Raw genomic sequence first — 13776 nt, 5'->3', positions numbered from 1 at the left:
CAAACAATGTGTGTAGAATCTAACCCACGTTTAAATCCGGTTGCAACCGTTTATTGCCGGAAATGTGGCCTCGCCCGCCTATCGCGGGTTGTCAGGGCCATCAATTAAGAACGATTCCGTGGCGAGTGTTACATGACGAAAGCAAAATTGGGCTCTCTCGGGCTGTCACTTCTGATTCTCGTGCTGCTGGTTGTCTGGATGGCGACTGGCGATGTAAAGGTGGCCAGTAAAGAGGCACCGGATGAGCCGCAGGTTCAGGAGGCAGAGAGGATTCGGGTTGAAATTGAGACCCTTGAGGCAACCCGTTACCAACCAACCCTGAAACTACAGGGCCAGCTTGAGCCCTGGCGTTCGGTGATGGTGGGTGCGCGGGTAGCCGGCACGGTTGAGCGAATGCAGGTAGAGCTGGGGCAAAGCGTTCGTGCCGGGCAGGAGTTGTTGCAGCTGTCTGTTGATGGCCGGGACGCCGTTGTAGAGCGCTGGCGCGCCAACATTCGAAAGCTGGAGGCTGACCTTGCCGCCGGGCGCCGGTTGAGAGCCAACAACCTGGCGGCGGAGACCGACATTCTCAGGCTGCAGAGTGACCTGGCGGCGGCCCGGGCGGAGCTGGCGGCTGCGGAACTTGCGGTCAGGCACCTTCGGCCCGAGGCCCCGTTTGACGGCGTGGTTAACCGTAAAGATGTTGAGCAGGGCGATCTGGTGCAGGTGGGTACGCCGATGCTGGAGCTGGTGCAGATTGACCGGCTGAAAGCCACCGGCAGAATTCCACAGCAAACCGTGAAGGATGTTCAGCCGGGGCAGGCCGTGGAGGTTAATCTTCTGGATGGCACACGGCTGGCCGGCGTCGTCAGTTTTGTAGCCAGCGCGGCAAGCCCTGAAACCCGCAGTTTTGCAGTTGAAATTGTAGTGGAGAATCCCGAACAGAAACGCGCGGCCGGGGGCACGGCCAACCTGAATATCCGGTTGCCCGAGCAGGATGCGATTTTTATCTCACCGGCGTATCTGAGCCTGGACGATGACGGCCGGCCCGGCGTGAAATATGTGGATGACAGCAACGCTGTGGTCTTCCAGAACGTTCGGCTGTTGAGCGTATCCACCAACGGTGCCTGGGTCTCTGGCCTGCCGGAGCAGATTCGCCTGATTACCCGTGGTGGCGGTTTTGTGGCCGAGGGTGAACAGGTCGAGCCCGTTGATCGCTCGGATCGGCGGGGTTAGCGGCCATGCGAGCGCTGATTTCGGCGGCCATGGACCGCAGCCGCACCACCTTGTTGCTGTTCCTGTTTCTGTTACTGGGCGGCATGGCGGCCTATCAGGCGATTCCCAAGGAATCCAACCCTGACGTCACCATACCCATGATCTATGTATCCATGACCCTGGAGGGCATCAGCCCCGAAGACGCCGAACGACTATTGGTGCGCCCCATGGAACAGGAACTGCGATCCCTGGAGGGCATCAAGGAGATGCGGGGCAACGCCTCGGAAGGTCACGCCTCGGTGATGCTGGAGTTTGATGCAGGCTTCAATCCCGACAAAGCGCTGCAAGACGTTCGGGAAAAAGTAGACACCGCACGCGGCAAGCTGCCGCAGGAAGCCGACGAGCCTCGTGTGAACGAGATCAACGTCTCCCTGTTCCCGGTATTGTCGATTGGTTTGTCGGGGCCTTTGTCCGAGCGCGAGCTGATAACCATTGCCCGCCGCTTGCAGGATGCTATCGAAGCCATTCCCGAAGTATTGGAAGTCGACATTGGCGGTGACCGCGAGGATCTTCTGGAAATTGTGGTGGATGCCCAGGTGCTGGAAAGCTACGGCATCGATTTTGACCAACTGGCCTCTCTGGTCAGGCGCAATAATCAGCTGGTTGCCGCTGGCTCCCTGGACACCGGCAATGGCCGTATTGCCCTGAAAGTGCCGGGGGTGATCGAGACCATCGAGGATGTGATGTCGATGCCGGTGAAGGTAGACGGCGATTCGGTGGTCACCTTTGGCGATGTGGCCATGCTGCAGCGTACCTTTAAAGACCCTACCGGTTTTGCCCGCATCAATGGCGAGCCGGCACTGGTGTTGGAAGTGTCCAAACGCTCAGGCGCCAACATCATTGAAACCATCGAGAAAATCCGCGCGCTGATCGACGACGCCAGACCACGGCTGCCAGACACTCTGGACATTCGCTACATCATGGATCAGTCCGATGAAGTTCGGGATATTCTGTCTGACCTCCTGAATAACGTGATGACCGCCATCGTGCTGGTGATCATTGTGGTCATTGCCACCATGGGGCCCCGCTCCGCGTTCCTGGTGGGCCTGACCATTCCGGGCGCCTTCCTGACCGGTATTCTGGTGATCTGGAGCATGGGGCTTACCCTCAATATCGTGGTGCTGTTCAGCCTGATTCTGGTAGCGGGCATGCTGGTGGATGGCGCCATTGTGGTGTCTGAGCTGGCGGACCGGAACCTCAGCGATGGTCAGCCGGTGAAAACCGCCTGGGTAGAAGCCGCCTCGCGAATGGCCTGGCCGGTTATAGCTTCAACCGCCACAACGCTCGCCGTGTTTGTGCCCCTGTTGTTCTGGCCCGGGGTTGTGGGCGAGTTCATGAAGTTCCTGCCGATGACGGTGCTGATCTGCCTGATTGCCTCGTTGGCCATGGCTCTGGTGTTCCTGCCAGTGATGGGTGGTGTCAGTGGCGGCCGGCGTGTGCACCAGGACGCCACGGAAGGGCGGTTCATGGTCATTTACCGCAGTACCCTTGGCACCTTGCTGCGCCGCCCGGGGTTGACCCTGTTGGGTGCGTTGGGAGTGATTATCCTGATTTACGCCGCCTATGGCCGTTTCAACCACGGCGTGGAATTTTTCCCGAGTGTGGAACCGGACTCTGCCCAGGTGCAGGTGCGTGCCCGGGGTGATCTATCTGTGTGGGAGAGAGACGCCGTTGTGCGCCAGGTGGAGCAGCGCCTGCAGAATATGCCGGAAGTAAAAGCCCTGTATGCGCGTTCCATGCTGTCAACCAGCAGCCAGTTGGCGCCGGATGTCATCGGGGTGTTGCAGTTCCAGTTCAACGACTGGTTTACCCGCCGCACCGCCACCGACATTCTGGAGGATTTTCGGGAACGAACCAGGGACATCCCTGGTATCGAGCTGGAGTTTCGCAAGCAGGAAGGTGGCCCGGCAGAGGGCAAGCCCATTGAGCTTCAGGTCAGCAGTATGGACAGTGGCGAACTGGATGGCTACGTGGACGAATTACAGCGACAGATGCGCGCGTTGGGTGGCTTCGCCGATATTGAGGATGACCGTAGTCTGCCGGGTATCGAGTGGCGCCTGCAGGTAGACCGGGAAGCGGCGGCCCGCTTTGGTACCGACGTGTTGAGTATAGGCAGTGCCGTGCGCCTGGTCACCAACGGTCTGGTGCTGGCTACCTACCGGCCGGAAGATGTTCGGGATGAAGTCGATATTGCCGTGCGGGTTCCAAACAACTGGCGGGAGCTGGACCACCTGCAACGCCAGACCATCCACACCCCGCGCGGCCAGGTGCCACTGTCGGAATTTGTCAGCCTCGAACCGGGTGATAAAACCGGCTCCATTGTCCGGGTAGACGGCCAGCGCACCATCACCATCAAATCCGATGTTGCCCCGGGCCGACGCATGGATGAGGTCTTGCGCAGCCTGCAGGCCGAAATGCCAGAGCCGCCGGAGGGGGTAAGCGTTCGCTTCGCCGGCGAAAACGAAGACCAGCAGCAGGCGGCCACTTTCCTGACCACAGCTTTTCTGGTGGCGGTGGGCCTGATGCTGCTGATACTGGTTACCCAGTTTAACTCTCTCTACCAGACTTTCCTGATCCTGTCGGCGATTGTGCTGTCGACCGCCGGCGTGCTGCTGGGCCTGCTGGTCAACGGCCAGTCCTTCGGGGTGGTGATGGTGGGTATGGGAATCATCGCCCTGGCAGGCATTGTGGTGAACAACAACATCATCCTGATTGATACCTTCAACCAGATGAAGAAAGAGGGCAAGGCCGCCTACGAGGCCGCCCTGGAGACCGGCTGCCTACGTTTGCGCCCGGTGCTGCTGACTGCCGTTACCACCATTCTGGGCCTGATGCCCATGGTGCTGGGCGTCAACGTCAACCTGCTGGAGCCGTCGCTCGGGCTGGGCGCCCCTTCAACGCAGTGGTGGACGCAGCTGTCCAGCGCCATTGCCGGTGGCCTTGCCTTTGCCACGCTGCTGACATTGCTCCTGACGCCGGCGCTGCTGGTGTTGGGCGAAAAAGCCGGCCAGCGGGTTCGGGCGTTGTTCGGTCGGGATTCCTGATGCCATTCGCCGACAACCCTCTTGTCGAACTTTATCGCGATCAGTGGCTGCTGGCGGTCCACAAACCGGCGGGGCTTCTGGTTCATAGAAGCCCCATCGACAAACACGAAACCGAGTTTGCCCTGCAATACGCCCGTGCGCTGAATGGCGGCGAGCATGTGTACCCGGTGCATCGCCTGGACCGGCCCACCTCGGGTGTTTTGCTGTTTGCCAGAGATCCGGAGACTGCTCGCCTTGTTGGGCAGGCCATGATGGCGGGCGAGGTGGAGAAAACGTATCTGGCGATGGTGAGGGGGTGGGCGCCCGAGTCCGGCGTGATTGACCACCCGCTGAAGGATGAGCCGGAAGACCGGCGTTTACGTGGAACCGAACAGCCTGTGCGGGAAGCGCTTACTCACTTCCGAAGGCTGGCGACCACTGAGATTCCGGTGGCCATTGAACGCTATCCCTCCAGCCGGTACAGCCTGGTGGAGCTATACCCGAAAACCGGCCGAAAGCATCAGCTACGCCGCCATATGAAACACATCAACCACCCCATCATCGGTGATGCTAACCATGGTCGGGGGCGCCATAACCGGTATTTTGCTGAACGGTTTGGCGAGGGCCGGTTGATGCTGGCGGCTACCCGGCTGTCGTTGTTGCACCCGGTCTCCGGCGAAGAGCTGACACTGGTATCCGAGCCGGAAGAGAGCTTTCTCCGGGTGCTTGAAGTGTTTTCTTAGGCCCCGTTTAACAATTGGCTAAAAGTGTTTGATTAATAACCATTGTGTATCTTTTTTTGTCATTTTGCGTCGATTGGTAGTAGCGGCAGGCGCCGCGCCCAAGCTTGGTGCATACTCGTTGATAAGCACATAACTACACTAAATGCTTATACCCGAGGCCCACTGTGCCAAGACTCTCGTTACTGCTCATTCTTGCCCTCAGTCTTTTGCTGCCATCGTCAGTGTTGGCAGAGCCGGCAACCTGGGACAAGCACTCGAAGCGACTGGAGCTGGCGCCCCATGTCGATTACTGGTTGGAAAACGGGCGAACCTCGTTCTCGGAGGTCACTCAGTTACCAGATGAATCCTGGACCGCCGGTGGCGACGAAAGTGCGAACTTCGGCTATAGCGATGATGTTTACTGGTTCCGTTTCCGAGTGACCAACGTCACCGGAGTGGAAGCCGTCAATTTCATGGAAATTGGTTACCCGGTCTTGGACCACATCGAAGTCTACCTCCCTGACGCTCAAGAACCTCTTCTGCTGGGCGACAAGCGGCCGTTCTACGACCGGCCCATCCACCACCGTCATTTTGTTGTGCCTTTGCTGTTGCCAGCCAATGAAACAGTTACGGTATACCTCCGGGTGGACACTACCAGCTCCATGCAGGTGCCGCTGACACTCTGGGAGCGGGATGCGTTTTATGCGGCAGACCAGGGCCGCAGTATGCTGGAAGGTATCTACTACGGCATTGTTCTGGTGATGATCCTGTACAACCTGTTTGTGTTCATGGCCGTGGGCGAGCGCAGTTTTCTCTACTACGTTGGCTACATCACCACCATGCCCCTGTTTCTGGCCAGTCTTCACGGGGTTGGTTTCCAGTACCTTTGGCCGGAAGGCACCTGGTGGAACGATCAGTCCATTATTGTGTTTCTGAATCTGGTGATTGTCTTTGGTGGGGCCTTCAGTATCCGCTTTATCAGCGTTACCCGTGAGAATCACCCGTTGTTGAACCGGTGGACCATGGCGATGATCATGGCCGCGGGCCTGATGGCTGGGGCAGGTCTGTTTATTCCCTACAAGCACATGATTCTGCCCACCATTCTGATCGCTGCGGTGGGCTGTTCGACCATGCTGGTGCTGAGCGTGATGCGTTGGATCAAGAAAGATCCCGCGGCTCGCTATTACACCGTTGCCTGGGTGTTCATGCTGTCTGGGGGAATTGTACTGGCCCTGAACAAGTTCACCTTCCTGCCGCGCAACCTGCTGACAGAGAATGCCACTCAGGTGGGCTCGGCACTCGGTGTCATCCTGCTCTCACTGGCCCTGGCAGACCGCCTGAACCGGGAGAAGAAGCGTTCATTTGCCGCCCAGCAGAGGCTCCTGCGTGAAGAACGCAAGGCTCGCCTGGCTCAGGAGAAGTCGCTGCGGGTGCAGCAGGAGGCCAACGCCATGCTGGAAGAGCGGGTGCAGGAACGTACCCGGGATCTGGAAACCCTGAACGAGCAGTTGCTGGAATTGAATGCCACAGACCCGCTAACGGGCCTGAAAAACCGGGGGCATTTCGACAAGGCGTTCCAGTCATCGGTGGTTCATGCCTACCGGTTTGAGGAAGTGGTGTCACTGCTAGTGCTGGATATCGACCATTTCAAGAAATTCAACGATACCTACGGCCATCTGGTCGGCGACGATTGTCTGAAAATGGTGGCCCAGTGTATCAAGCGCCACGTGACGCGCCCCCAGGATCTCGCTGCCCGCTATGGCGGGGAAGAGTTTGTGGTACTGCTGCCGGATACTCCCGGAGATGGTGCCGAGCGCGTAGCAGAGCGGATTCGGAAGGAAATCGAGAAGACCGCCTTCCGGGTGTCCGGTGAAATACTGCATCTGACCGTCAGTATCGGCGTGTGCAGTGTGTCACCGTCCCGTGCCGACGCCACCAAGGAGATCTTTTCCTGCGCCGATGAGGCACTCTATGAGGCCAAAGGGCAAGGCAGAAATCGTGTGGTGGCGAACCGGCATCAGGGTCAGACCATTACGGCTACATCGCCCGCGTAGCGTCTATCTCCCAGATTTGAGATCAGGGGCAGCCGATGGTCAGCCTCCAGCGCATAAGCCAGTTCCAGCAAGGTGCGTTCATCACCATGGCGGGCCATGAACTGAACGGAAACGGGCAGGCCCGCGTCTGTGAGTGCCATGGGTACGGAGATCGCCGGTGCGCCGGTGGTATTGGCGAGTGGGGTGAAACACACGTATCGGGTCAGCCTCTCAAACAGCTGATCAAATGGAACGGTCGGGCTCAGGTGCCCCAGCGGCGGTGTCGTCTGGCCGAGGACCGGGGTCAGCACGGCGTCGTATTGTGACATATGCCGCGCATAGTCCTGCTGCGAGCGCTTGAGTCGCCAGAGCGCGGCGGGCAATTTCCAGAGTTTCTTCCGGAACATGCTCTCTAGCCCGTTGGTCAGCCCGTCAACTTGCCGCTTATCGAACTGAGGGTGCATCAACTTGCGCCCCTGCAGTTTCACACCGAAGGCCAGCAACCCCCAGTAAAGCGCGAAGTCATCCGGAAAAGACGCTGGAATGGGAACATCCATCGGCTCGATGATATGCCCGAGTTTCTCGAGATAGCGCGCGGTGGCCTCCACGGTTTTGCGGGTTTTCGGGTCTGTTTTGTGGCCGGTCACCGAGTCCAGAACCACTCCGATCCTCAGCTGCTTTCCTGACGGACCCTGCACATGGCCCACTCGGGGAAGGGCCGGGTTGCGTAAATACTCGTCCGCAGCTGCAATGAAGCCTGCGGAATCCCGTACAGAGCGGGTGACCACTCCATCACTGACAATATTGATGGGCAGGGTTTTGGCGGCCTCGTTATCCACCACACGGCCCCGGGTGGGTTTCAGCCCAATCAGCCCGCAGCAGGCCGCCGGGATTCGGATAGACCCGCCACCATCGTTGGCATGGGCCACAGGCACAACGCCGGCGGCCACCAGGGCCGCAGCGCCACCCGAGGAGGCGCCGGAGGAATATTGCAGATTCCAGGGGTTACGGGTGGCGGCGCCATGGGCTGGCTCGGTGGTGGCATTGAAGCCGAATTCCGGCAGCGTGCTCTTGCCCAGACACAGGTAGCCCTGTGCCAGCATCTGCTCAGCGAACGGGCTGGTTTTGCTGGCGGTATTGCTGGGCACGGCCGCCGAGCCATGGCGCGTTGGCAGGCCCTGAACGTCGGTGTTGTCTTTGATAAACGTGGGCACACCGGCAAACGGGGCCTCAGGCTTTGTGAGGCTCCGGGCAAGTGAAAGGCTTCGGTCGTAATCCGTGGCAACCATTCCGTTAATCACCGCTTGTGCCATTTCGGCCCGTTCAATGGCGGCTTTCGTGACGTCCAGCGCTGACACTTCACCTGCACGAATGCGCGCCGCCAGTGCGGTTGCGTCATCTTCACCCATGGCATCATCACGGAAACAATGGAACGGACCTTGGTGCTCGGACTGCATGGTGTACTCCAGACTGATCAGATCGTCTAACGATAACCTACCTGAAAACGTGATGGCATGTCATTTTGGGTATCGCGTCACATGCTTCGTTAAAACCAGCGAACTGGAGATTGATTCTGATCACTTTCAATAACCGGAATCAGACAGTAAGCTGATGGCCAACCTGTTGAACCAGAATGCATCAATGGATCTGATTGAACCCGCTGTCCGAACGTTTCTCGGCATCTTTTTTCTGATGATTGGCCTGCAGTTCTCTGCCAGAACACTGGGCTTATACGCCCGTATGGGGTTCAGTCACATTCATTACGGTGCCCGGGGTAAAGCGACCTGGTGGCATCGCCACATCTTCAATGTCTTTCGGGCGGCGATTCTTCTGGTGTGTCTGGCGCGGATTTTTGTCGACCTGGATGGCTGGCTCGGGGTATTTGCCTGGCTGTATCACTGGCCGGTTCTGTTGGCCGGTGCGGTGTTACTGCTGGCATCGTTTACGGCGGTGAATTACCTGCAGGCGTATATGCACGAAGACTGGCGCTCCGGTATCGCACCCACTGCAGATAAGGCCAGGCTACTGACTCAAGGCCCCTACAGCCGTTCCCGAAATCCGTTGTTTCTGGCGGTTATGACCGGGCAGCTGGGCTTTTTTCTGGCATTGCCCAGTGCGTTTTCGCTGGTTTGCCTGGTGGCGGGTGTGCTGGTGATTACCCGCCAGGCAAAAGAGGAAGAAAAAGCCCTGGCTCAGCGCTTTGGCCAGGACTATGAGGTTTACCGGGCAAAGGTGCCCCGTTGGTTCTGACGTCTGTCGTCAGGATGCCTGTTTTCGGGCGTCTTTGATCACATCGTAGGCGTGGCTGATTTCACGAGTGCGCTCTTCCGCCATCTCCCGCATGCTCTCGGGCATGCCGCGCCCGGCCAGTTTATCCGGGTGGTTCTCACTCATCAGCTTGCGGTAAGCGCGTTTGATCTCTGCATCGGAGGCAGAGGCGGAGACCCCCAATACCTTGTAGGCGTCCTCAATCTGCTGCCCCGAGGAGTAGTTCGGGCTGCCGCCGGCATGCCCGGCATGGGCGCCGCGCAGCATGGCCTCCAGTTGGTCTACCTGGCTTTCTGGCAGGCCAAGGCCCCGGGCAATACGCACCAGCATCTCGTGCTCGGCCGGGTGTACCTGGCCATCTGCGGCCACCGCCGACACCTGAACCTGCAGGAACATCTGCAGAAACGCGGGCTGGCGGCCGGAGTTCTGCAAAAAGCGGTTGAGCTCCGCGTCCAGGTCGAAATCCGGTTGCTTGCCACGGTTGAAGGCGTCCCGGGCGATGGCTTTTTGCTCTTCGTTCAAACGAAACCGTTCAAACATCGCCTCCGCCAGTTGAATCTCGTCCCGGGTCACCACGCCGTCGGCCTTGCACAGGGCGCCCATGACGGCAAACACGGATTCAACGAAGTTGTTTTGCAGGCTCTGAATCTTGCCTATCAGCCGGCTCTTCATCCGCTGGAACAGGAATGCGCCAATGGCAGCCCCCACCAGGAATCCCGGAAACCGGCCAAAGGCATAACCGATCAGGCCACCGAAAATCATTGCGAACAGCATTCAGATATCCTTAGCGAGTAAATCAGTCCGTAGAATATACGTGTTTTTGGTCAGGGCTTCATGAACAGGCTTTCATCCACCGGATCAATCTGTTCCGGCCGCAGGTGCTGTTGCGCGTAGGTCAGCCAGATACGGGACTGCAAAAACAGGTTAAAGGTGTCCTTGTCCAGGTGCCCCTTGTCCACCATAATCGCCATCAGCCCCAAGGATTCGGAGAGGGTTTTACCGCGTTTGTAGGGGCGGTCTACCGCGGTGAGGGCTTCGAATACATCAGCGATTGCCATGATTTTTTCCGGAATGCTCATGTTTTCACCCGTCAGCCTGCAGGGGTAGCCATGACCGTCCATTCGCTCGTGGTGGGTGCCGGCGAGCCTCGGCACATTGGCCAGTCGATCTGGCAGCGGCAGGGCATCCAGCATGCAAATGGTCTGCACGATATGCTCGTTGATTTTGAATCGCTCTTCGTCGGTGAGGGTGCCATAACGCACCGTAAGGTTGTGCAGTTCACCCCGATTGTAGGCGTGCTCGGGCAAGGTCATATCGAACCCCCAGCGGTTACGGGGATCGTCTTTGCGCACCGGGGGAAGTTTGTCGCCCCAGCTGCGCAAGTGGCCGGGTTTGTCAGCCAGCAAGGTTTCCATAACGGGTAGCTCGGGTGTTGGCTGGTGTTCCAGAGCTTGCTGTTCGTCGCCGGACAAGCCCAGGCGATCGTTAAAGTTCCGTAGCCAGGTGCGGCTGCCTATCTCGTGAATGCGCGCGACATCGTCATCCGACATGGATTCGCTGCCTTGATTGACCCGCGCAAGAAACGCGAATTCCTCCTGCAGGGTTTCTTGCAACTGATCCCGTTGTTGCCGCGCCTCGTCAGAATCTTTCCCTTCCAGGCACGCCTTCAGGTACTGGATGTCGGCATCCCGGTGTAACACCTCAAAACGGGTTCGGATTTCATGTATCCGGTTGTGAATGGTCTCAAGCTTGACCGCCTTATCAACCACATATTCCGGGCTGGTTATCTTTCCGCAGTCGTGGAGCCAGGCGGCCAGGCGGAATTCATAACGTTCGTCTTCGGACATCCTGAAGCGTGCAAACGGGCCGTCACTGGCGCTCTCAGCCTGTTCAGCCAGCATCTGTGCCAATTTGGGCACCCGCTCGCAGTGGCCCCCGGTGTAGGGGGATTTGGAGTCGATGGCGTTGGCCACCAGTTGAATGATGCCGTCCAGCAGGGCCTGCTGGCTTTCGATCAGCTCACGGGTTTCGATGGCAACGGCGGCAGAACCGGCAATCTCGTCAACAAACTGGATCAGGTCATCGCTCAGTTCTGTTTTGTCTCCGTGCTCGATCTCGATAATCAACACGCCAATCAGTTTGCGGCGGCGGTTGCGGAGAATGGCAAACACTGAGTGGCCCGGAATGTGGCTGCGCAGAACACGGATCAGTTCGTTGTCATCGGCGGCAGGGGGGATAGAGCTGAGTGCACTGGGTATTTCAAGGCCGCCATTCACGGTCAGTTCGAGTTTGTGATCGTGAATGTTGAACAGATAGATCGCGCCGAGTTTCTGGCCCACGATGCTGACGATCTGCTCGAGAATATCCTGCAGCAGCTGGTTCAGGTCCTGGCCGCGGTTCAGTACGGTGGAAATGTTCTGGAAGCTCCGGATGGTATGGGCCATGTCGTCCAGCGCAATGCTCAACTGCGACGCCTCACGGATGTGAGACTCGGAACGAACCTTTGTATCGAAACGGAAGCGTGACAGCTGGCTGACTCTGTCTGTCAGCTGCTCCAGCGGCTTGCCCACCTGGCGCCCCATAAACCAGCCGATGACCAGCAACAGCAGGGCGATGGCGCCGGCAATGAGGGTTTGCCTGGCCAGTGCGGCCCAGACTTCTGCAAGCAGTTCATCAGAGGGAATGGCAATCACAATCGACAGTGACTCATCCGGCAGTGCATCCAGAGCCACGGCAACGCCATACCAGTCACGCCCCTCTGCGGAAAAACCGCCGACGCCCCGTTCCGTTTGCTGCAGCCGGGCCGTTTGGATAACGGCACCGGCCTCTTGCTCAAACTCTGAACTGGCCAATAACTGCCCTTGATCATTGATGATGGCGATCTGGCTGCCGGGCGTCTGGCGCAGTTGGGCGAGCTGGGCGCCAAGATCGTTCACCGTAACGTCAATGCCAAGGACCGTGGAAGGCTGTGCACTGGCCCGCTGAGACAGTGTCAGTCCGGTTTCCTGAGTGGTAAAGAAGACGTATGGCGCGGATAGCTGCAGTTCGCTGACGCTCTGGGCTGCCTGATACCATGGCCGTTGGCGGGGATCGTAGTCATAACTTTCCAGCACCCGATGCTCAATCAGGTTTAGCCCCGTATCGTAGAAACGCCATACCCCAACCCGTTGCTCACCTTCCCGTTCGAGGCTTTGCAACAGGAAGTGGCTGCCAGTGGGAGCATCCGGAAACTGCACGGACCCTGAATTGCTCAAGGTGCGGAAGAGAAAGAAATCGCCGTCGCCGAAGCCGGCGTAAATAGCACTGACGATGGTGCTGCTGGACAGGATGTCGGCCAGTACCGACAGGCGCTCAAGGCGCTGGTCCAGTGTGGTTGCCGCCGTTAACGGGTCATGTCGGAGCACCGCAAGGGCGGTGGACGGAGGCTGGGTAATGGCGTTGATTCGGTCATCCACGCTGGTGGCCAGTTGCCGTGCTGTGGCCTCGGCAGCCGTCAACTTGGCCTGTTCCATGCCCCGAAAACTCTGGCCCACCAGCACGACAGTGAGAATGAGCATGCCGAGGGTGATGGCGGAAGCAATCAGGAAAGCGAGCGAAACCTGGGCGGTCTGGCGGTTCAACAGCATGGGCGAGCCTTAATTGGAAAACAGGTATCCTGAGTGTAGACGCTGACCGCCGAGGTGTTTCGAATGTTGATGAAAATGATCAGCTTATGACAACAGATCTGTTTGATCTCAGTGATGGTGAGCCATGGCAGGAACCGGTGGGTGAGGGCGTTGTGGTATTGCGCCGGTTTGCCCGGAATACGGCCCCGGATCTGATGCAAGCCATCGGAGAGGTGGCCAGCAAAGCGCCCTTTCGGCACATGGTAACGCCGGGTGGCCATAGCATGTCGGCCGCCATGACCTGCGCCGGCGAACTGGGCTGGGTGACCGACCGGTCGGGTTACCGGTACCAGTCCACCGATCCGGAATCCGGCCTGCCCTGGCCTGAGATCCCCGAGTCCTTTATAACGCTGGCGCGGAACTCTGCCGAGGCGGCGGGGTATCGGGGATTTGTGCCGGATGCCTGCCTGATCAACCGTTATCAGCGCGGCGCCCGCATGGGGTTGCACCAGGACAAAGACGAGCAGGATTTCTCCTGGCCCATTGTCTCCGTTTCCCTCGGTTTGCCGATAACCTTCCAGTTTGGCGGGCCGAGGCGATCAGACAAACCCCTGAAAATCCCGTTGGAGCACGGCGATGTGGTGGTTTGGGGAGGGCCGGCCCGGCTGTTCTATCACGGCGTACTGACACTCAAAGCGGGCCACCACCCTTTAACGGGCTCTTGCCGTTACAACCTGACTTTTCGCAAAGCCGGTTGAGGTGTGCGGCAGCGAGGCGGTTGGCACCCTTGCCTTACTTTCCTGACCCGCTTCTGGTAAGCTTCGCCGCCCCGATTCGACAGTAATCTGACTTTCATCCAAGCGAAGCATTC

The 13776-nt window shown here is 58.7% G+C and carries 9 protein-coding genes; 6 read left to right on the top strand and 3 right to left on the bottom strand.

Annotated features, from left to right (window positions below; all coding sequences use genetic code 11):
* Positions 1–132: 132 nt before the first annotated feature.
* The 4 genes from ACZ5Q2_RS17010 (at position 133) to ACZ5Q2_RS16995 (ending at position 7053) form a co-directional block, all read left to right on the top strand.
* Positions 133–1215 carry an efflux RND transporter periplasmic adaptor subunit gene (locus tag ACZ5Q2_RS17010; RefSeq protein ID WP_061331666.1) on the top strand — a complete coding sequence of 361 codons (1083 nt, stop codon included), beginning with the start codon at positions 133–135 and terminating at the stop codon, positions 1213–1215.
* A gap of 5 nt (positions 1216–1220) precedes the next feature.
* Complete coding sequence (locus ACZ5Q2_RS17005; RefSeq protein ID WP_432210653.1) at positions 1221–4298, top strand: efflux RND transporter permease subunit; 3078 nt, start codon at positions 1221–1223, stop codon at positions 4296–4298.
* A complete protein-coding gene (locus tag ACZ5Q2_RS17000) occupies positions 4298–5020 on the top strand; it encodes a pseudouridine synthase (RefSeq protein WP_061331667.1) in 723 nt (240 codons plus the stop codon). Before ACZ5Q2_RS17005 ends, ACZ5Q2_RS17000 begins: the two co-directional genes overlap by 1 nt.
* 164 nt (positions 5021–5184) lie before the next feature.
* Positions 5185–7053 (top strand): sensor domain-containing diguanylate cyclase, encoded by a 1869-nt coding sequence (locus tag ACZ5Q2_RS16995; protein WP_061331668.1) that lies wholly within the window; start codon positions 5185–5187, stop codon positions 7051–7053.
* Here ACZ5Q2_RS16995 and ACZ5Q2_RS16990 read toward each other — a convergent pair.
* Positions 7023–8489, bottom strand: coding sequence for an amidase (locus tag ACZ5Q2_RS16990; RefSeq protein ID WP_061331669.1), 1467 nt, complete (start codon positions 8487–8489; stop codon positions 7023–7025). The genes ACZ5Q2_RS16995 and ACZ5Q2_RS16990 overlap by 31 nt on opposite strands.
* 154 nt (positions 8490–8643) lie before the next feature.
* Between ACZ5Q2_RS16990 and ACZ5Q2_RS16985 the strand changes: the two genes are divergently transcribed.
* Complete coding sequence (locus ACZ5Q2_RS16985; RefSeq protein ID WP_230714374.1) at positions 8644–9282, top strand: methyltransferase family protein; 639 nt, start codon at positions 8644–8646, stop codon at positions 9280–9282.
* A gap of 9 nt (positions 9283–9291) precedes the next feature.
* Here the strand turns inward: ACZ5Q2_RS16985 and djlA are convergent, their stop codons facing one another.
* Together djlA and ACZ5Q2_RS16975 are read right to left on the bottom strand one after the other, a co-directional pair.
* The gene (djlA, locus tag ACZ5Q2_RS16980) at positions 9292–10074 is read right to left on the bottom strand and encodes a co-chaperone DjlA (protein WP_058093084.1); all 783 of its coding nucleotides are present in this window, start codon (positions 10072–10074) and stop codon (positions 9292–9294) included.
* Positions 10075–10124: 50 nt separating this feature from the next.
* Positions 10125–12926, bottom strand: coding sequence for an HD domain-containing phosphohydrolase (locus tag ACZ5Q2_RS16975; RefSeq protein ID WP_058093085.1), 2802 nt, complete (start codon positions 12924–12926; stop codon positions 10125–10127).
* Between the two features lie 86 nt (positions 12927–13012).
* Here ACZ5Q2_RS16975 and alkB point away from each other — a divergent pair, with 86 nt between their 5' ends.
* Complete coding sequence (gene alkB, locus ACZ5Q2_RS16970; RefSeq protein ID WP_432210654.1) at positions 13013–13663, top strand: DNA oxidative demethylase AlkB; 651 nt, start codon at positions 13013–13015, stop codon at positions 13661–13663.
* Positions 13664–13776 lie beyond the last annotated feature (113 nt).

Source organism: Marinobacter alkaliphilus (assembly GCF_055394375.1).
This window is presented reverse-complemented; position numbering and strand designations above follow the sequence as displayed.

What these genes read in the sequence shown, in the direction of transcription:
- ACZ5Q2_RS17010 (WP_061331666.1), top strand. Translation starts at nt 133, where the DNA reads ATGACGAAAGCAAAATTGGGCTCTCTCGGGCTGTCACTTCTGATTCTC.
- ACZ5Q2_RS17005 (WP_432210653.1), top strand. Translation starts at nt 1,221, where the DNA reads ATGCGAGCGCTGATTTCGGCGGCCATGGACCGCAGCCGCACCACCTTG.
- ACZ5Q2_RS17000 (WP_061331667.1), top strand. Translation starts at nt 4,298, where the DNA reads ATGCCATTCGCCGACAACCCTCTTGTCGAACTTTATCGCGATCAGTGG.
- ACZ5Q2_RS16990 (WP_061331669.1), bottom strand. Translation starts at nt 8,489, where the DNA reads ATGCAGTCCGAGCACCAAGGTCCGTTCCATTGTTTCCGTGATGATGCC.
- ACZ5Q2_RS16985 (WP_230714374.1), top strand. Translation starts at nt 8,644, where the DNA reads ATGGCCAACCTGTTGAACCAGAATGCATCAATGGATCTGATTGAACCC.
- djlA (WP_058093084.1), bottom strand. Translation starts at nt 10,074, where the DNA reads ATGCTGTTCGCAATGATTTTCGGTGGCCTGATCGGTTATGCCTTTGGC.
- ACZ5Q2_RS16975 (WP_058093085.1), bottom strand. Translation starts at nt 12,926, where the DNA reads ATGCTGTTGAACCGCCAGACCGCCCAGGTTTCGCTCGCTTTCCTGATT.
- alkB (WP_432210654.1), top strand. Translation starts at nt 13,013, where the DNA reads ATGACAACAGATCTGTTTGATCTCAGTGATGGTGAGCCATGGCAGGAA.